A 14,746-nucleotide genomic window follows, 5' to 3' on the forward strand; every position below is an offset into this window, starting at 1 on the left:
GATCTCACCCCGAGCCAGCCGGTAGAACCGGGCCACCGCCTCCGGCGACGGTTCGAAGCCGGACAGGCGCATGCTGCCCACCGTCTCCCGGACAACCCGCTCGACCAGCTCGTCAGCGACCAGCGCGGGCACCCCCCTTCGACCAGCCACGCTCCCCGTGTTCGAAGCGGGCGGAGCGGGCGGCGGTATAGGCGTCGATGAAGCGGGGCTCGGCGTTGACTTGCCCAGAGGTGGCCACCAGGATTCGCGGGAGATCCTTCGGCTCGAAATCGCAGTCGGAAGCACAGTCGACCAGGGACCCGCCGAAGTCGCCTGCGATGTGGAACTGGTCGTCGCTCAACGCGCACGACCCGCCGGGTGCCTCACCTTCACTGGTCGGATCCCATCCGGTCCCGAAGAGGCCGCCCTTGTGCATGTGGAGGCGCCACGGCAGCAGAGCAATAGGCGTCCTGCGCTCAAAGCGTCCACCGCCCATCTCCGGCCGTGGTACCGGTCCGAGGACGACGAGGTCGTTGCCACCGAAGTCATGGCATCCGCCGCCACCGTTAGTTGAGAGGAACGCGGCGGCGTCGAGTAGTCGGAGGCACTCGTCTTCGGTGAGGGATCCCTTTACCTCGGCCCAGATACCGAGGCTAGGCAGCCAGAAGTCGGGGAGATACGGAAACGTTCCGGCGCCCAGGCTCAGCCGGTAGGTAGCCGCGAATCCCTGCGGCTCGTATTCCCATCGGATTCCGAGGGTGTCGAAGAAGACGGCCCAGCGGGCTTCGAGTCGGGACCGGAAGCGGCAGCCAGCGTAGTGGGTTTCTATTGCCGGCACCTCACCCATCAGAACGGCGGGTTCGAGTCGTAGCTGCCGGCAGGCTGCGCCCACGGGTCAACCCCCGGCGCCGCCTGCTGCGGGTAGCCCTGCTGGCCGTTGCCTTGCTGCGGGTACTGCTGGGGATAGCCACCCTGCTGCTGCGGGTAGCCCTGCGGAGGCGGACCCTGCGGGACGCCCTGCGGATACCCCTGCTGCGGAGGCTGCTGGGGATAGCCCTGCTGCTGCGGTCCCGCGTAGCCCTGCCCTTGCCCCTGGCCGTTGCCGTTGCCGCGCTCGGCCTTCACCGGCTTCGCTGTCGCGAACCGCAGCGAAGGGCCGATCGTGTCGATCAGAAGCTCCGGGCGGGACCGCTTGTCACCGGTCTGCTTGTCCTCCCACTGCTGGGTCTTCAGACGTCCGGTCACCACCACCTCGCTGCCCTTCGACAGCGACTCGGCGACGTTCTCCGCAGCCTGGCTGAACGCGGTCGCCTCGATGAAGAAGACGTCGCCGTCGCGCCATTCGCCGGTCTGCTGGTCTTTGATCCGCGAGTTGAAGGCCAGCGGTACCTTCACCACCGCGGCGCCGTTCTGCGTGTACCGAAGCTCGGGGTCCTTCACCAGCCTTGCGGTACCGGACAGTGTTGGCAGGCTCATCTCAAACTCCATTCACAGCGAACTGATGGTGTTGTCTTGCTGGTTCGTTACGCGCTTCGCCGTGCCGGGTGGCGCCGCCCGCCCGGGGGCAGCATCGGCAGGCCCGCGGCACGGGTCGACTCGGCGAGAGACCGCATCCACTGGTCGGCGACCTCGCCGTACCCGCCGGCCATCCACGAAGTCGCCCACTCGTAGCCACATCGGGAGCAGGTGTAGTTCGCCAGGTATGCGCCGTCAACGATCGCGACCTTGGTCGGGATCTCGTTGATGCGTGCGCGATAGCACTCGCCCAGATCGCACCGGTCGGAATACGGAGTCGCTGTGTAGTCCATAGAAGTCATCCCTCTCGCCGGACCTAGTTCGCCATGTCTACGAAACGCGAGTAGTGCCCCTGGAAGGCGACGGTGATCGTGCCCTTCGCGCCAGACCTGTTCTTCTCAAGGATCAGGTCGGCCTCACCGAGGCGAGAAGTCTCCGGTTCAACCAGTTCTTCACGGTACAACATAATTATGCCATCCGCATCCTGTTCGATCGATCCACTTTCGCGGATATCGTGCATCTGCGGGCGCTTGTCAGCTCGCTGCTCCAACGTTCTGTTCAGCTGGGACAGGGCCACTACGGTGATGCCGAGCTGCAGCGCCATGTGTTTCAACGCAAGGGAGATGTTACTGACCTCCTGCTGCCGGTTCTCCAGCCGGCCGCTGGAACCCATCAACTGCAGATAGTCCACCACGAGCAGCTGGAGACCCTTGGTGGATTGCAGCCGGCGGGCCTTCGTCCGAATCTCCGCCACGGTGATACCCGGGCTGTCGTGGAGGAACAGCGGCGCTTCGGCGATCTCGCCAAGGCGACGACTCAGCCGCCCCCAGTCATCGTCGCAGATCTTCCCCGATCGGATGTCATGCAGGGGAACGCGGGCCTCTGCGGCAAGGAGACGTTTAACAAGGTCGTTCTTCCGCATCTCCAGCGAGAAGTAGGCCGCGGGGATGTTGCGGCGGATCGCCGCGTGACGAGCAATGTCCATCCCGAACATCGACTTGCCGACCGAAGGGCGAGCCGCCACCACCCACAGCTCCCCGGGACGGAACCCGCCCGTGACCTCATCGAGATCAGCGAAACCGGTAGGGATACCTATCAGGCCGTCGGTCGCCGCGTCGGCTTCGATCTCGTCGAGGACCACGGCGAGCAGGTCCCCAAGCTGGCTGATCTCCCGGCTGCCCTTCGCCCGGGACGCCGCGTAGACAATGTCCTGGACTGCTGCGGTGAGCCGCTCAACACTCTCGACCGGCCCCCGGGCCATCTGCAGAACCTGCAACGCAGCGACCACGAACCGTCGAGCTGTCGCCTTCTCCGACACGATCCGGGCGTAGTGCCCGCCGCTTCCCGCCGACGGGGTGACCGAAAGCAGCGTGTGAAGGTAGTCATGACCGCCAACGCGGGCAAGCTCGCCGTGCCGGTCCAGTTCGGCGATGACACTGGTGATGTCCACCGGGTCGCCGCGGTCCAGGAGACGGGTGTAGGCGCTGAGGATCGTGGCGTGCGCCGGACGGTAGAAGTCCTCGACGTCGACGACACCCAGGATGTCGCCGAGAACATCAGCAGAATGTAGGACAGCGCCGATGGTGGACTGTTCGGCCTGCAGGTCGTGGGGCATCTCGTCGGCCATCAGTGGTCGTCCCCGTCGACGCTGATGCTCCCCATGGCCTCGCCGATCATCCGGTCTAGGCGTGCGACGGCCTTCGAGTTGGTCGCCGCCGGCTTGGGCTCGCGGACGCCGTACCCGCCGGGCAGCGCCTTCGGTTCCTCCACGCGGGCGAGCAGCACCGGGAACGGCGTCGTTGCCAGCTCCCGCTGCGCGGCACGGAAAGTCGTGTCATAGGCGGTCACGAACCGCTTGTGGGCGAGCCCCTCCAAGCTTTCGAACGTGGTCCAGCCGACCGTACGGGCCGCTTCCAGCGCGGCCGGGTGGATCTCCGGTTCGTCGCCGACCCGGGCGTTCAGCCACTTCTTGAACCGGACGGCCTGCATGTAGGCCACCTCCGCATCCGGAGGGGTCAGGCCCAGCCGGTCAGCGATCCGGCGGCGGATGTCCGCAACGGTGATCCACGGGCCGGCGACAGCGAAGTGTTCGTGCATCGCCGCGGTCGCCTGCTCGGCAGGGATGTCCGCCAGGGCGTGGTGCCACGCGACGGGCGTGTGCTCGTTCATCACGAAGCCGGGGTGGTAGCCGGCGATCAGGTAGAGAAGCTCCAACGTCTCGTCGGGGGTCATGCGGTTTCTCCGTAGTTGACGGCGAAGCTGTCGACGATCCGATCAGCGTCGAACGGTGCGGCTGTGCGGAACCCTCCGTCCCCGGCTTGCATCTTCGCCTTCACCCGAGCAAGAACGTCGAGCGCGTTCTCCTGGCCTCGGGGCCGGATGTTCCCAGGGCGGATGCCACGGAGTGCTTGGTCGACGTACTTCGGCAGCAGACCGGGGCCGATGTCTCGCTGGGGGTTCGCCTTCTGGTCGCTGCGAAGCAGCGAGAGGCCGATCCGAACCATCTCGGGATCGACGCCTTGGGCGAGCTGCTTCTCGATCGCGGTTGAGGTCCACCGTTGAACGTCCCGAGGCGGGGTGTACGGGTAAGCCGCGACGTGTTCGGCGAGGAGTTGGTTTCCGGCGGCAGTTGCGGGCGGGGTTCCACCTTCGCGGCGACGAGTGCTGTCGAGGACGGCAGCCGGTCCAGGATCGGGCCTGCGGTGCTTCTGCTTCGGAGACGGGACGGCGACGGGCATGGGGAGCATGCCGTCGCCCGGCCTGATCTTTCGGACAGTCTCCTGCGGCTTCGTTCGCGTGCTCGCGCGCTGGTGGTCTAGGTCTTCTTTAGGTGTTACTGGTGTAGAGAGAGGAATGGGGGGCGTGACGCCCCTACCCTGGGGGCGTGGTGCCTCTACCGGTGGGGGCGCAGTGCCCCCACTCTGGGGGCGTGACGCCCCTACCTTCTCCGTCTTGGGTGGGGGCGTGACGCCCCTACCCTGGGGGCGTGGTGCCTCTACCTCTTCGTCGACGGGGACCGGCATTCCGTCCCTGCCGGGGACGCCGAGCTGATATCCGGTGCGGGCACCGTGCGCGCGGGCGTCTGCCGGATCGGGCCGATGCCGGATGACCCAGCAGGCCCGCTCCAAGCCATTGAGGACCCGCCGGACGGTGGACCGGTCCAGCCCGGTCAGCTCGGCAAGGTCAGACAGGGACGGCGTGTGGTCGGCGTCGATAAGGCCCGTGTCGGTGTCGCAGCGGCTGAGGAGCACGCTCATCACAAGGCGCCCGCTGGACGGCAGGGGCTTCATGTCGAGCATCCAGGCACGGCCTGGGTCGCCACGATCGTCACGGAAGACCGCGCGTTCGATCATCCATTTCGTCGCCATGGGCTACATGCCCCCTAGCGCCAGGTTGACGATGTCCTCGTTGTCGAGGACGAGCAGGCCATGGATGTGCAGGTCGTGAATGTGGAACGCGACGGTGTCCGCGTCCTGCCGCTGCGGCTTCCAGTCGGGCGACCGCTCCCGGATCTGGTCGTGAAACGCGGTTCCGCTGTTCAGACTGTGCGCGAACTCCGCCAGTGGGATGGGGCGGAACCTGTCAGGCTGGCCGGTGACCGCAAGGTTGATGATCCCAGTCTGGATCTGCGCGTCGAGGAGGACTGCGGCCATCGGAACGTGGTAGTGGTAGCGCGGTCCAAGCTTGACGAGAACGTTCATGACATCCTTCGCCCCGTCGCTCAGGTTCGGGTCGAAGGTTGCCGGGTGCTCGATGTGGTCGGCCGCGCTGGTCGGAATCTGGAACCATTCCTGGTAGCCGTCGAACGGCGGCGGGTTGTGGTAGAGCGCGTAACTCGCGGGTGGCACGCCTCGTCCCGAGCGGGACGACTGAGGTTGCCCGGGACGGCGGGATGGTGGCTTACGTCGACGGCTCACTGGTGGCCGCCAAGCGCCGAGCCGGCGATATTGGCGTCACAGTTTCGAGTGTTGCACTGCAAAGCAGGGCCAGGCATGCTAACCTCGTTCTAGTTGTGTATGGGTGGTTGTCCGAGCTGGTAACTCGGATGGCGGCTTAGAGCCCGACCGGTCCCCCCTCCGGTCGGGCTCTTCGCTTTTACGGGGGAACTACGCGATCGGCGTCCCACGAGTGGACGAGCCAGCCGGCCTTCTCCGCGCCGTCCGGGTCCACGTGGTGGATGTGGTCGTGATGTTGGCGGCAGAGAAGGCGAATGTTCGCCGGGTCGACCGCGCTCCCTCCACGTGCTCGCGAGAGCGGTTCGTGCGCGTCCACCGGCCCGCCGCAGGGCACCAGGGGGAACGCTTCCGCCGCCGGGCAGCACCCGGCAGCTTCGACGTCAGCAGCGAGCGCCTGGACGACCTGCCGGCGCGTCCGGTTCTCGGCTTGCCGCCGGTCTGACACCGGCTTGAGCCGCCCTGCACGCGCCAGTCCCGGCCCCGGGGTGAGGCGGGTCCTGCTGGTCAGCGGGGTCGCCCGCCTGGGCGTGCCGGTCCGCTGGAGGGGCTGTCTGCGCTGCACTGTCCCCTCCTTGCGGTCTCGGCTTGTCCAGTCTGTTCCAGCAATCTACCGTGTCGGGGTGGTGTCGTCGACCCTCGGGTCGGTCGGGTGACCGGGCTCGGGCCGCTGTCGTGCTTGGGCAATCGCTGACCTGCAGGTTCATGCGGGGGTCAGGTCGAGCGCGCCGAGGGCTTGACGAATCCTGGAACACACTGGAAAATAGTGGCACGGCGCTGGACGGATGTCGCGCCGGCCGCAAGGGGGAACAATGACCTTGATCGACGACCGTGAGGTCGACTACGACAACCCGGACCGGTCCGACGGCGACGTCGAGACGGTCTACGCCCAGGAGTTCGACGCCGTCGAGACCGGCCTTGTCGCCGTTCTCCGGCTCGCCCAGGACCCCGACTACGACGGGGCCGAAGACATCGCCGGCACCGCGCTGGCCCACGCCTACGAGCTGGACGACACCTGCCGGGCCACCCGCATCTGGGATGCGGCCGTGGAGATCCTCGCCGTGTTGGACGTCATGGACGTGTTCGAGCGGGCCCGGCTGCTGGCCGAGGCTGACGCTGTCGCCGACGAGAAGTTCTACGCGGTCGCCGGCTACCCCGCCGGTGGTGCGGCGTGACCCGCTACTACGACCTGGACGGCAACCCGGTCGACGAAGCCACCGGGCAGTTCCTGTTCGCCACCGCCGCGCCGATCGCCTACGACACGCTCGCGGGCGCCGACGGTCCGGTCGAGGTCTCGACCATCTTCCTGTCGGCTGACCGCGGCAGCGGCGACGAACCGCCGCTGATCTTCGAGACGATGGTGTTCGGGGCGGAGACCCCGCCGCCGTGCGAGCGCTGGCCGACCCTGGACGAGGCGAAGCGGGGCCACGCCGGGATCGTGGCGAGGCTTCAGGGCGGTTCCCGATGACCGCCGCCGGAGCCGACTTCATCCGCCCGAACGGCGCGATCGCCGACCGGTGTGACCACTGCGACGCCCCGATCTTTCTCCGGTCCCGGCAGGGAACGATCTCGTGGAGTCACAGGAAGGGCCAGCGCCCTACCGACGGGCACCGGGCTGAGCCGAGGCCGATCGAGGCTGGCCGATGACCGCCCCGACCGCCGCCAGCGGGTCGCCGCTGGCGCCGAAGAGATGGACTGGCGCACCCCCGACTGGCCCACCCTCATCAACATCGACACGCTCGACATGGACGACCCCAGTAGCGACATCGTTGGTCAGCTCCGCGCGCACTACCCGCCGGACGCGCTCAACTGCATCGACCAGTACGACCACCGGCTCGGGTTCAACATCGTTCCCGAGCAGGGCGACTGGGACGATGACCAGTACGCCGAGCTGACCGCGCTGTGGATCGCCGAGATCCGCCGCCGGACGGGCGGTGCCGCGTGATGTCCAACCTGCCGCTCCAACTGACCGACCCCACCCTCGACCCGGCGCCCGGGCGCAGCCTCACCGTCCGCGCACTCCACGGCCTGGCCGTAGCCATCGCAGTTCCGCTCACCGTGGCCGGCGTGCTCGCCTGCGGCTATGCCGGCGTCGTCGTCGGCCTGGCGGTGTGGGGATGAGCGACCTCGACGAGGGCGGCATCTGGTGTGGCACCTGCTGCCGCTCCACCTTCCGCGCCGCGGCTGCGGGTGGCTGCATCTGCCCGCGCAAGCCACGGCGCACCGCCGCTGCTCTCCCGGTCACCGACGAGGAAGCCGCCGCTGCGGCCCGCGCCGACAACGCCCTTGGTCTCGGCAGCCTCCACGCCGCCTACGTCCAGGTCCTCACCGAGTTCCGGGAGGGCCGCGGCTACTGGGCTGATCTGACCGAGACAGACGCGAACCGGGCCGCCAGCCTCCGCGTGGAACTCCGCGAACTCGAATTCGACCCGGTCGAGGCATGGCTCCGGATCCTCACCGCCGACCTGAACACCCACAGCCGGAAGGCTCACCGATGAACCTCACCCTCAGCGCCGACATTTTCGACCACGAGATCGAACGGGCCATCAAGACCATCGGCACGTCCAGCGAGCAGTACCTGTACCTGCAGGTGCTCACCGAGTTCCGTAACGGCCGTGGCATCAGGGGCATGGTGTCCATGGTCGACATGATCCGCGCGGCCTGGCTCCGCGGCGCCGCCAGAGCCTCCCAGCGCGACGAGCGGTCCACGTGGGAGGAGATCCTCGCCGCCGATCTGGCCCGTGCCACCCACCCCGCCCGCGGCGGTGAAGGCGGCACCCGGTGAGCCGCACCCCTGACACCGACGGCAACCTGCTGATCGGCCGCCGCGGCCGGGAATGGCATGTGACCGCCGTTCCCGTCGCGGGCCGGTCCGCCGCGTTCGGGCATGTCAACACCCGACGGGACGCCCAGAAGCTGCGCGCCATGCTCCTCGACGAGATCCCCGGACGGGACCTTCACCTCCTGCTTGACGAGCAGGGCCTACTCGTCGACGACCGGCACCTTCCGCTCCTACGCAAGCTGGCAGCCGTCGGCGAAGCCGCCCCGTGGGTGGCATGGCGGCAGCGGAACGGCGTGTGCCTCGAATGCGGAATTCGGGCCTGCGGCAGCGCCTACAACGGCGGCACCTGCACGAAGGCCACCGAGCCGGACCGGTTCCGCGGCGGCCACATACCGGCCGATCTGCGCAGGTGGGCCGCGTGATCGAGCCCGGCGCCGCCCTCGCTGGCCTGCGCCCCGGCCCGGACCCGGACAGCCCCCACAGTTTCGAGCCGCTCACCGGCTCGGCCCGCTGCACCACCTGCTTCAGCGCCAGCCAAGACCCACTCCACTCCACTGGAGGTACGCAGTGAGCACACCCGAAGACCAGGACGTCATCGCGAGAGCGTCGGTCGCCGGCAACGTCGTCGCCCAGATGGTCATCGAGGAGCTGACCGACATGGAGCTTCTCGCCATCGCCATGCGGGTCATGCTCGGTCAGGATCTGCGCGGGGTGGCCGGTTTCGACACGGCCAAGCCGATGTTCACCAAGCACGCCGACGGGTCGCTGTCCGTCCACGACATCGTCGAGGACGAGATCCTCCGGGCGGTCGCCGACCTGCAGGCCGGAACCCGCAGGCGGGCCGTCTGATGAGCCGCGAGATCCGACGTGTCGCCCTCGACTGGGAGCACCCCCGCGACGGCTTCTACCCCTCCGGCGAGATCCGCTACGTCAGCCTGAGCGACCGGTCCTCCTACTTCCGGGAGTTGGAGTACGCCCGCGAGCATGGCGAACCCGCCCCCGACCCGTCCGACTACATGCCGACATGGAACGAGGGCACCCCGCTTGGCTGGTGCCTGTACGAAACCGTTTCCGAAGGCACCCCGGTCAGCCCGGTGTTCAAGACTGAGCAGGAGTTCGAAGACTGGCTGATCTCCACCCAGAACATGTCCCGGGCGGGTGCGAAGCAGTTCATCGAGGACGGCTGGGCGCCATCCTTCATGGGCGTCGGAGGCCGGATCCTGCCGGGCTTGCAGGCCATCGACCACTTGGCATCCGAGGCCCGTAGGGCTGGCGCCTGATGACCGCCCCGAACGCCGAGTCCGCGCGCACCGCGGCCGACGACGAGAAGGTCTACCAGATGTTCACCGCCGCCAGCATCGGCGACGTGTTCGCCCGCCCCGCCGACACCAACGACAGCCGGCTGTGGGTGGTGGTCTTCGAAGGCGCCCACGGCGCCGGAATCATGGAGATCATCCCGGATCATGGCGACTGGGAGTGGGCCGCCCTCTACGAGATCCCCGCCGACGTGGTCCCGATGGTCCGCCCGTCCGGTGGTGCCAGCCATGTCTGAGATCGCCTTCGACGGCCTGCGCACCCGGTACGGCAAGGACACGACCCGCATCGACCCGCAGCAGGCCCGCGCCGATGTTCTCGCCCTCCTCGCCGCAGTTGACTTCGCAGACAGGGCATTGCACCGGATCGAGGTCGGCGGCGCTGCGAGCCCAGCCGAGGCCCGCACCGCCCTCAACCGCTGGAAGAACCATGAGAACTACGGGCGACTCGCCGGTTTTGACGACCATCACGTGATCGCCACCGTCGCCCGCGGTGACATGCGCGGGGAGAACCACTGATGGCCACGAAGATCGAGTGGTGCCGGAACGCCGACGGCACCCCGGGCGAGACCTGGAACGTGATCGACGGATGTTCCAAGATCAGCAGCGGTTGTGATCAGTGCTACGCGGAGAGCATCGCCCACCGCTTCGCCGGCACCAAGGCCTACCCCAACGGCTTCAACGTCACCGTCCACCCCGAACGGCTCACCGCCCCGCTGAAGCGGCGGAAGCCCACCACCTACTTCGTCAACTCCATGGGCGACGTCTTCCACCAGGACGTCCCCGACGAGGCGATCGTCCGCATGTGGGCGGTCATGGCCGCCACCCCGCAACACACCTACATCGTTCTGACCAAGCGGCACGCGCGGATGCGGTCGTTCCTTCAAGACGACTGCCGCTGCGGCGCCGGCCACCAGCCCGGCGTACACCTCCGCTCGGCAATGGACTGGGCGTCCACACCGCACAGCCCGACCTACGTCCCCGGCATCGAGCCGGGCCTGTTCCACCGCTTCGAGTGGCCGCTGCCCAACGTGTGGGTGGGGGTGAGTGCCGAAGACCAGAAGACAGCGGAGCTGCGCATCCCTGCGCTGCTGGAGACACCCGCCGCAGTCCGCGTCGTCTCCGCCGAACCGCTCCTCGGCCCGGTCGACCTCACCAAGCTGAAGGCCCGCAACGGCGCGCACATCGACGCTCTCGCCGGGGATGTCGTCGACCCGAAGACCGGGACGATCTACGCTGCTGCGCCTGGCTGCGTCGACTGGGTGCTGTGCGGCGGAGAGTCGGGGCTGAAGGCAAGGCCGGCGCATCCGCTGTGGGTGCGCGGTCTGCGCGATCAGACGCTCGGCCGGGGCCGCGCCTACTTTTTCAAACAATGGGGATCTTGGGGTCCGGCGCAGCACAAGGTGTCGATCGACCCGGACCTCATCGAACGCTGGTCCGCGGACCGGTACAACCCGGTGCTCGTCGCCGAGCTGAACGCCGCAAAGGCCGCATCCGAAGCGGCCGGCGCCACCCACGGCTACGCCGTCTGGGCCGATCAGTACGGCTGGGAAACCCACCAGTACTCCCACAAGCCTTGGTCGGGAGAGCGCGGCTCCGTCGACGAGTCGATGCACGCCTCGATCCGCCGCTGGGGGAAGCACTCCGGCCGCGAACTGGACGGCCGAACCCACGACGACATGCCCACTCGCCTCAGGCCGACTCCCGCCCCGTCGCCGTAGCAGGCGGCCCCTCAAACGTCCCGGCGCCGGCCGTCACTCAAACCCCCCCCCGGAGTGGACACCCGGCGCCGGGACCCACCAAACGAAGGCTTCAGCCGATGAACGCCTGGTATCACGCCCAATCATCCGCCCGGAAATGGGGCGGCAGCCCGGACGCCTATCTCCCCGTCCACGAATGCATCGACAGCAGCAAGGAAGCATTCCCCGACATGCGGCACCGGGCGATGCTCCACAGCTCGTGGGGCATCTACCTCGCCGGCCGCATGTTCGGCCCCACCCTCACCGTCCCCCGCAAGCACGGCGAGGTGCCGGTTCCCGTCCGGCTGATCGCTGAACAGCACGTACTCGAAGACCTCGGTCGGATTCCCACGATCGAGGACTACCTGCAGCACATGACCCTTCAGCCGTGGATGGGCGGCGCGCGGCGCCGCACCGTCACCATGACCGATTTCGTAGGAGCGCCATGAGCACCGACACCACCACCTTCGCCGGCCTGCCGATCAAGGGCGAGGTGTCCCGCTACACCGAGCCGCGCGGGGCGCAGAAGACCGCCGAGGACTTCAAGAAGGCCCTCGACCGCTTGCTCGGCCTCCCCGGCGTGAAGGCCGTGGTGTGGCACCAGTACACCCCGTACTTCAACGACGGCGACCCGTGCACATTCGGCATTCACCTCGACGGCGTGGCCCTCGACCCGGCCCCGGAGGGCGCGTCATCGCCGTACGAGTCGATTGAGGATGACAAGGGTAACGAGCTTTCCGTCTACGAGGTCTGGGACCTTCGCGACGCGCCCACCATGGCCGACGTCCACCGCGCGCTGAAGGCGCTGGAAGGCGACCTCGGCTCCTACGAGGACGTGTTCCTGAAGGCGTTCGGCGACCCGGCGAGGGTCATCGCGCGTGCCGACGGCTTCACCGTCGAGGACTACTCCCACGACTGAGCGGTCCACCAGCCGGGCGGGGCGTCGTGTCCCCGTGGCGCCCCGCCCACCAGACCACCCACCAGCAGCGAGAGGCAGCACCGATGGCCAACACCCGCACCTTCACCCGCGACGAGCTCTTCGACCTCGACATCCCGTACTCCGACGACACCGTCCACACCGAGCACGTCGACTCCGGCCGCTGGAACGAGACGCGGACCGCCGTCTTCAAGCACGACGGCACCCACTGGCGGGTCACCTACCAGGTCGGTCTGACCGAGATGCAGGACTGCGACCGCTGGCTCTACCAGGACGTCATCTCGGCGGTTGAGGTTCGGCCGGTCGAGGTGACGCGGATGGTCACGACCACCGAGTGGCAGCCCGTCCCCGCCGCCGAGCCGGCGACCTCCTGACCGGGTGGGGGCTGGTGGATGGCCGTCTGCTGCGGGACCACCGCAGCACCCGCGTACGGCGGCATAGCCGGTCGACACCAGCCCCCCACCCACCCGACCGCCCCGGGCGGCGTGAAGACGACACCGCCGCCCGGGGCGCCCCCAGCCGGCCGAAGAAAGACCACACCACCAGACCGCAGGAAGGAAAAGCAGTGACAACCCGACCCATCAAACACGGCACCCCGTACGGTCGGAAACACTGCTCCTGCAAACTCTGCAAAGACGCGGCAAACGAATATGCCCGCCTTCGCTACAAGCACATCGGCTACGGCCGCCCCCACACCAATCTCGTCGACATCACCCCCGTCCGGGAACACGTCGACCAGCTGACCGCCGCCGGTATGACCATCAACAGAATCGAAACCACGGCAGGCCTGCCAGTCGCAACCGTCGAGCGGGTCTACCAGCAACGACGGATACGCCGCGACATCGCCGATGCCATCCTCGCTATCCAAACCCCAGCGCCGGCATCGGTAGACGCCTCAGCCACGTGGAGACTCGTCCGAGGCATGGCAGCCAACGGGTACAGCCAGCGGAATATCTGCCAGATGCTCGGCCTGAAAGGCAACTCGAACGTCAAGACGGGCCGCAGCCGCGTGAGCGTCGACTTCGCTGCGCGCATGAAGGCATTGGCTGACGAGTGCGCGTTTCGCCCAGGCCCTTCGGACCAGGCGCGTTCCTATGCGGCACGGCGGGGGTGGCAGCGGTCGTGGCTGTGGGACGACCTCGGCCAAGGCGACGACCAGCCCGACGACCAGACCATCCCTTTCAGAAGGTGACCACACCCATGTCTCTGCACGACTACGAGGAAGCCCGACGGATCGCCGCAGGCCTCCCCTTCGACGCCCTGATCATGGCCGCTGCGATGCGCGCCGACAGCGACAACCTCGCCCATCTCCGGGCCGCGTTCCCACATCTCGTCGTCGAGCAGGAGCGCCGCTACAACGCCCCCGGCGCCCGGCTTCCCGAGGACGCCCCCCGTGCCTGACCGTCTGACCCCTGATGTCGACCTGTCCGCCCCCGCAGGGGCCGACACGAACATCCACGACGAGTATGTGATCACCCGTACGGCGAGCGCGCCGATCATCCTCGACCACCTCGGCGGGCGTTCCGTCGCCAACGGCATCGTGTCCGGCCTCGCCCCCCTTCCGCCCGGCGAACGCCTCTGGCGCCGACAGGTCACCACGGTCACGACCACCACAGCCTGGGTTGAGGTCACCGATGCCTGACCTCGACACCGACCAGCGGATGAAGGTCCGAACCGACCGGATCGCCGAGATGCGCGGGGAAGCCGGCCGCGGTGACGCCCAGACCGCCATCGCGTTCGGGGTGGCATCCGGCGGCCTGCTCCTCGCCGTCACCTCGAACACCGCCGCCGCCCTGCCCGCCGTCGGACAGGTCATCTGGTGGGGTGGGATCGCCGCCGGGATGGCATCCGCGGTCACCCTCGGCGCGGTCATCTACCCCCAGCCCGCCAACAGCCGCGGTGTGCCCGGCGCGGTGTTCAACGCCTGGCATGTCCTCGCGGCCAGCACCGCCGGAACCCTCGCCGCGGCATTCGACGCCACCCCCACCGCGATCACCGCCGCCGAAGAGGAAGCGGCCCGGGTCGCCCGGGTCGTGGCCCGCAAGTTCAGCCTCGTCCGCCGCGGCCTCCAGCTCCTCGCCGCCGCCGGCGGCCTCATCGTCCTGGCCGTCCTCACCGGCCAGATCACCTGACAGGACCGGCGATGACCCACAAGGACCAGCCGCACCGCTTCGAGCAGCTCACTGGCCGACAGTCCGGCACCTGCGGCCTGTGCGGCTCCACCATCCGCGGAGGGATCTGCCGTGCTTGAACTCGCCCCGCAGGACTTCGACCTGGCGCTGATCGAACAACACGCCACCGACGGCACCATCACCACCACAGATGTGCTCTGCCTCGTCGACCAGCTCCGCATCCACCGTGCCGCCCTTCGCGACGCGAACCGCACCATCCGCGATCTGGCCGCATCCGCCAGCCGGTCGCCCTCCCATCTCCCGTCGGCGCAGGTTCCCTCCGCCTGCGCTGACGGGGCTGTTCCTCCGGCCGGGGCGCACCGTGGTGGGTCCGAACCCCGGCCGGAGCCAACCTTC

27 protein-coding genes are annotated in these 14,746 nt (G+C 68.2%); 20 read left to right on the plus strand and 7 right to left on the minus strand.

What is annotated here, in order from left to right; all coding sequences use genetic code 11:
• Positions 1 to 112 precede the first annotated feature (112 nt).
• From FDN03_RS15550 to FDN03_RS15580, 7 genes are all read right to left on the minus strand, one after another.
• The gene (locus FDN03_RS15550) at positions 113 to 826 is read right to left on the minus strand and encodes a hypothetical protein (RefSeq protein ID WP_138178505.1); all 714 of its coding nucleotides are present in this window, start codon (positions 824 to 826) and stop codon (positions 113 to 115) included.
• Positions 826 to 1,455 (minus strand): single-stranded DNA-binding protein, encoded by a 630-nt coding sequence (gene ssb / locus FDN03_RS15555; protein ID WP_138178506.1) that lies wholly within the window; start codon positions 1,453 to 1,455, stop codon positions 826 to 828. Before ssb ends, FDN03_RS15550 begins: the two co-directional genes overlap by 1 nt.
• Before the next feature lie 47 nt (positions 1,456 to 1,502).
• The gene (locus FDN03_RS15560) at positions 1,503 to 1,787 is read right to left on the minus strand and encodes a hypothetical protein (RefSeq protein WP_138178507.1); all 285 of its coding nucleotides are present in this window, start codon (positions 1,785 to 1,787) and stop codon (positions 1,503 to 1,505) included.
• A gap of 23 nt (positions 1,788 to 1,810) precedes the next feature.
• Positions 1,811 to 3,121 carry a replicative DNA helicase gene (dnaB, locus tag FDN03_RS15565; RefSeq protein WP_138178508.1) on the minus strand — a complete coding sequence of 437 codons (1,311 nt, stop codon included), beginning with the start codon at positions 3,119 to 3,121 and terminating at the stop codon, positions 1,811 to 1,813.
• Positions 3,121 to 3,726 (minus strand): hypothetical protein, encoded by a 606-nt coding sequence (locus tag FDN03_RS15570; protein WP_138178509.1) that lies wholly within the window; start codon positions 3,724 to 3,726, stop codon positions 3,121 to 3,123. Before FDN03_RS15570 ends, dnaB begins: the two co-directional genes overlap by 1 nt.
• On the minus strand, positions 3,723 to 4,232 hold the full coding sequence (locus tag FDN03_RS16845) for a hypothetical protein (protein ID WP_249354625.1): 510 nt from the start codon (positions 4,230 to 4,232) through the stop codon (positions 3,723 to 3,725). Before FDN03_RS16845 ends, FDN03_RS15570 begins: the two co-directional genes overlap by 4 nt.
• Before the next feature lie 633 nt (positions 4,233 to 4,865).
• Positions 4,866 to 5,342 carry a hypothetical protein gene (locus FDN03_RS15580; RefSeq protein WP_138178511.1) on the minus strand — a complete coding sequence of 159 codons (477 nt, stop codon included), beginning with the start codon at positions 5,340 to 5,342 and terminating at the stop codon, positions 4,866 to 4,868.
• A gap of 917 nt (positions 5,343 to 6,259) precedes the next feature.
• Here FDN03_RS15580 and FDN03_RS15585 point away from each other — a divergent pair.
• The 20 genes from FDN03_RS15585 to FDN03_RS15680 form a co-directional block, all read left to right on the plus strand.
• Entirely contained in the window at positions 6,260 to 6,622 is a 363-nt protein-coding gene (locus FDN03_RS15585) for a hypothetical protein (RefSeq protein WP_138178512.1), read from the plus strand.
• Positions 6,619 to 6,915: a hypothetical protein gene (locus FDN03_RS15590; RefSeq protein WP_138178513.1), complete on the plus strand. Its 297-nt coding sequence runs from the start codon at positions 6,619 to 6,621 to the stop codon at positions 6,913 to 6,915. Before FDN03_RS15585 ends, FDN03_RS15590 begins: the two co-directional genes overlap by 4 nt.
• A gap of 222 nt (positions 6,916 to 7,137) precedes the next feature.
• A complete protein-coding gene (locus FDN03_RS15595) occupies positions 7,138 to 7,392 on the plus strand; it encodes a hypothetical protein (RefSeq protein WP_138178514.1) in 255 nt (84 codons plus the stop codon).
• Positions 7,389 to 7,568, plus strand: coding sequence for a hypothetical protein (locus FDN03_RS15600; protein WP_138178515.1), 180 nt, complete (start codon positions 7,389 to 7,391; stop codon positions 7,566 to 7,568). Before FDN03_RS15595 ends, FDN03_RS15600 begins: the two co-directional genes overlap by 4 nt.
• Positions 7,565 to 7,945 carry a hypothetical protein gene (locus tag FDN03_RS15605; protein WP_138178516.1) on the plus strand — a complete coding sequence of 127 codons (381 nt, stop codon included), beginning with the start codon at positions 7,565 to 7,567 and terminating at the stop codon, positions 7,943 to 7,945. The genes FDN03_RS15600 and FDN03_RS15605 overlap by 4 nt, the downstream gene beginning before the upstream one ends.
• Positions 7,942 to 8,232 carry a hypothetical protein gene (locus FDN03_RS15610; RefSeq protein ID WP_138178517.1) on the plus strand — a complete coding sequence of 97 codons (291 nt, stop codon included), beginning with the start codon at positions 7,942 to 7,944 and terminating at the stop codon, positions 8,230 to 8,232. The genes FDN03_RS15605 and FDN03_RS15610 overlap by 4 nt, the downstream gene beginning before the upstream one ends.
• A complete protein-coding gene (locus tag FDN03_RS15615; protein ID WP_138178518.1) occupies positions 8,229 to 8,651 on the plus strand; it encodes a hypothetical protein in 423 nt (140 codons plus the stop codon). The genes FDN03_RS15610 and FDN03_RS15615 overlap by 4 nt, the downstream gene beginning before the upstream one ends.
• Positions 8,652 to 8,796: 145 nt before the next feature.
• The gene (locus FDN03_RS15620; protein WP_138178519.1) at positions 8,797 to 9,078 is read left to right on the plus strand and encodes a hypothetical protein; all 282 of its coding nucleotides are present in this window, start codon (positions 8,797 to 8,799) and stop codon (positions 9,076 to 9,078) included.
• Positions 9,078 to 9,509 carry a hypothetical protein gene (locus FDN03_RS15625; protein ID WP_138178520.1) on the plus strand — a complete coding sequence of 144 codons (432 nt, stop codon included), beginning with the start codon at positions 9,078 to 9,080 and terminating at the stop codon, positions 9,507 to 9,509. The genes FDN03_RS15620 and FDN03_RS15625 overlap by 1 nt, the downstream gene beginning before the upstream one ends.
• Positions 9,509 to 9,781: a hypothetical protein gene (locus FDN03_RS15630; protein WP_138178521.1), complete on the plus strand. Its 273-nt coding sequence runs from the start codon at positions 9,509 to 9,511 to the stop codon at positions 9,779 to 9,781. The genes FDN03_RS15625 and FDN03_RS15630 overlap by 1 nt, the downstream gene beginning before the upstream one ends.
• Positions 9,774 to 10,061: a hypothetical protein gene (locus tag FDN03_RS15635; RefSeq protein WP_138178522.1), complete on the plus strand. Its 288-nt coding sequence runs from the start codon at positions 9,774 to 9,776 to the stop codon at positions 10,059 to 10,061. The genes FDN03_RS15630 and FDN03_RS15635 overlap by 8 nt, the downstream gene beginning before the upstream one ends.
• Positions 10,061 to 11,263, plus strand: coding sequence for a phage Gp37/Gp68 family protein (locus tag FDN03_RS15640; RefSeq protein WP_138178523.1), 1,203 nt, complete (start codon positions 10,061 to 10,063; stop codon positions 11,261 to 11,263). Before FDN03_RS15635 ends, FDN03_RS15640 begins: the two co-directional genes overlap by 1 nt.
• A gap of 98 nt (positions 11,264 to 11,361) precedes the next feature.
• Positions 11,362 to 11,730 carry a hypothetical protein gene (locus FDN03_RS15645; protein ID WP_138178524.1) on the plus strand — a complete coding sequence of 123 codons (369 nt, stop codon included), beginning with the start codon at positions 11,362 to 11,364 and terminating at the stop codon, positions 11,728 to 11,730.
• Positions 11,727 to 12,200, plus strand: a complete 474-nt coding sequence (locus FDN03_RS15650) for a hypothetical protein (RefSeq protein ID WP_138178525.1) — start codon at positions 11,727 to 11,729, stop codon at positions 12,198 to 12,200. The genes FDN03_RS15645 and FDN03_RS15650 overlap by 4 nt, the downstream gene beginning before the upstream one ends.
• Positions 12,201 to 12,283: 83 nt before the next feature.
• A complete protein-coding gene (locus tag FDN03_RS15655) occupies positions 12,284 to 12,592 on the plus strand; it encodes a hypothetical protein (RefSeq protein ID WP_138178526.1) in 309 nt (102 codons plus the stop codon).
• 191 nt (positions 12,593 to 12,783) lie between these two features.
• Positions 12,784 to 13,410: a hypothetical protein gene (locus FDN03_RS15660; RefSeq protein WP_138178527.1), complete on the plus strand. Its 627-nt coding sequence runs from the start codon at positions 12,784 to 12,786 to the stop codon at positions 13,408 to 13,410.
• Between the two features lie 8 nt (positions 13,411 to 13,418).
• The gene (locus FDN03_RS15665; RefSeq protein WP_138178528.1) at positions 13,419 to 13,619 is read left to right on the plus strand and encodes a hypothetical protein; all 201 of its coding nucleotides are present in this window, start codon (positions 13,419 to 13,421) and stop codon (positions 13,617 to 13,619) included.
• Positions 13,612 to 13,860 (plus strand): hypothetical protein, encoded by a 249-nt coding sequence (locus tag FDN03_RS15670; RefSeq protein ID WP_138178529.1) that lies wholly within the window; start codon positions 13,612 to 13,614, stop codon positions 13,858 to 13,860. Before FDN03_RS15665 ends, FDN03_RS15670 begins: the two co-directional genes overlap by 8 nt.
• Positions 13,853 to 14,350, plus strand: a complete 498-nt coding sequence (locus FDN03_RS15675) for a Pycsar system effector family protein (protein WP_138178530.1) — start codon at positions 13,853 to 13,855, stop codon at positions 14,348 to 14,350. The genes FDN03_RS15670 and FDN03_RS15675 overlap by 8 nt, the downstream gene beginning before the upstream one ends.
• A gap of 111 nt (positions 14,351 to 14,461) precedes the next feature.
• On the plus strand, positions 14,462 to 14,746 hold a 285-nt coding region (locus FDN03_RS15680), incomplete at its 3' end, for a hypothetical protein (RefSeq protein ID WP_138178531.1).

The organism is Glutamicibacter sp. V16R2B1, assembly GCF_005774635.1.
GTDB classification, from domain to species: Bacteria; Actinomycetota; Actinomycetes; order Actinomycetales; family Micrococcaceae; genus Glutamicibacter; species Glutamicibacter creatinolyticus.

What these genes read in the sequence shown, in the direction of transcription:
- FDN03_RS15550 (WP_138178505.1), bottom strand. Translation starts at nt 826, where the DNA reads ATGGGTGAGGTGCCGGCAATAGAAACCCACTACGCTGGCTGCCGCTTC.
- ssb (WP_138178506.1), bottom strand. Translation starts at nt 1,455, where the DNA reads ATGAGCCTGCCAACACTGTCCGGTACCGCAAGGCTGGTGAAGGACCCC.
- FDN03_RS15560 (WP_138178507.1), bottom strand. Translation starts at nt 1,787, where the DNA reads ATGGACTACACAGCGACTCCGTATTCCGACCGGTGCGATCTGGGCGAG.
- dnaB (WP_138178508.1), bottom strand. Translation starts at nt 3,121, where the DNA reads ATGGCCGACGAGATGCCCCACGACCTGCAGGCCGAACAGTCCACCATC.
- FDN03_RS15570 (WP_138178509.1), bottom strand. Translation starts at nt 3,726, where the DNA reads ATGACCCCCGACGAGACGTTGGAGCTTCTCTACCTGATCGCCGGCTAC.
- FDN03_RS16845 (WP_249354625.1), bottom strand. Translation starts at nt 4,232, where the DNA reads ATGCCCGTCGCCGTCCCGTCTCCGAAGCAGAAGCACCGCAGGCCCGAT.
- FDN03_RS15585 (WP_138178512.1), top strand. Translation starts at nt 6,260, where the DNA reads ATGACCTTGATCGACGACCGTGAGGTCGACTACGACAACCCGGACCGG.
- FDN03_RS15595 (WP_138178514.1), top strand. Translation starts at nt 7,138, where the DNA reads ATGGACTGGCGCACCCCCGACTGGCCCACCCTCATCAACATCGACACG.
- FDN03_RS15605 (WP_138178516.1), top strand. Translation starts at nt 7,565, where the DNA reads ATGAGCGACCTCGACGAGGGCGGCATCTGGTGTGGCACCTGCTGCCGC.
- FDN03_RS15610 (WP_138178517.1), top strand. Translation starts at nt 7,942, where the DNA reads ATGAACCTCACCCTCAGCGCCGACATTTTCGACCACGAGATCGAACGG.
- FDN03_RS15625 (WP_138178520.1), top strand. Translation starts at nt 9,078, where the DNA reads ATGAGCCGCGAGATCCGACGTGTCGCCCTCGACTGGGAGCACCCCCGC.
- FDN03_RS15630 (WP_138178521.1), top strand. Translation starts at nt 9,509, where the DNA reads ATGACCGCCCCGAACGCCGAGTCCGCGCGCACCGCGGCCGACGACGAG.
- FDN03_RS15635 (WP_138178522.1), top strand. Translation starts at nt 9,774, where the DNA reads ATGTCTGAGATCGCCTTCGACGGCCTGCGCACCCGGTACGGCAAGGAC.
- FDN03_RS15640 (WP_138178523.1), top strand. Translation starts at nt 10,061, where the DNA reads ATGGCCACGAAGATCGAGTGGTGCCGGAACGCCGACGGCACCCCGGGC.
- FDN03_RS15645 (WP_138178524.1), top strand. Translation starts at nt 11,362, where the DNA reads ATGAACGCCTGGTATCACGCCCAATCATCCGCCCGGAAATGGGGCGGC.
- FDN03_RS15650 (WP_138178525.1), top strand. Translation starts at nt 11,727, where the DNA reads ATGAGCACCGACACCACCACCTTCGCCGGCCTGCCGATCAAGGGCGAG.
- FDN03_RS15655 (WP_138178526.1), top strand. Translation starts at nt 12,284, where the DNA reads ATGGCCAACACCCGCACCTTCACCCGCGACGAGCTCTTCGACCTCGAC.
- FDN03_RS15665 (WP_138178528.1), top strand. Translation starts at nt 13,419, where the DNA reads ATGTCTCTGCACGACTACGAGGAAGCCCGACGGATCGCCGCAGGCCTC.
- FDN03_RS15675 (WP_138178530.1), top strand. Translation starts at nt 13,853, where the DNA reads ATGCCTGACCTCGACACCGACCAGCGGATGAAGGTCCGAACCGACCGG.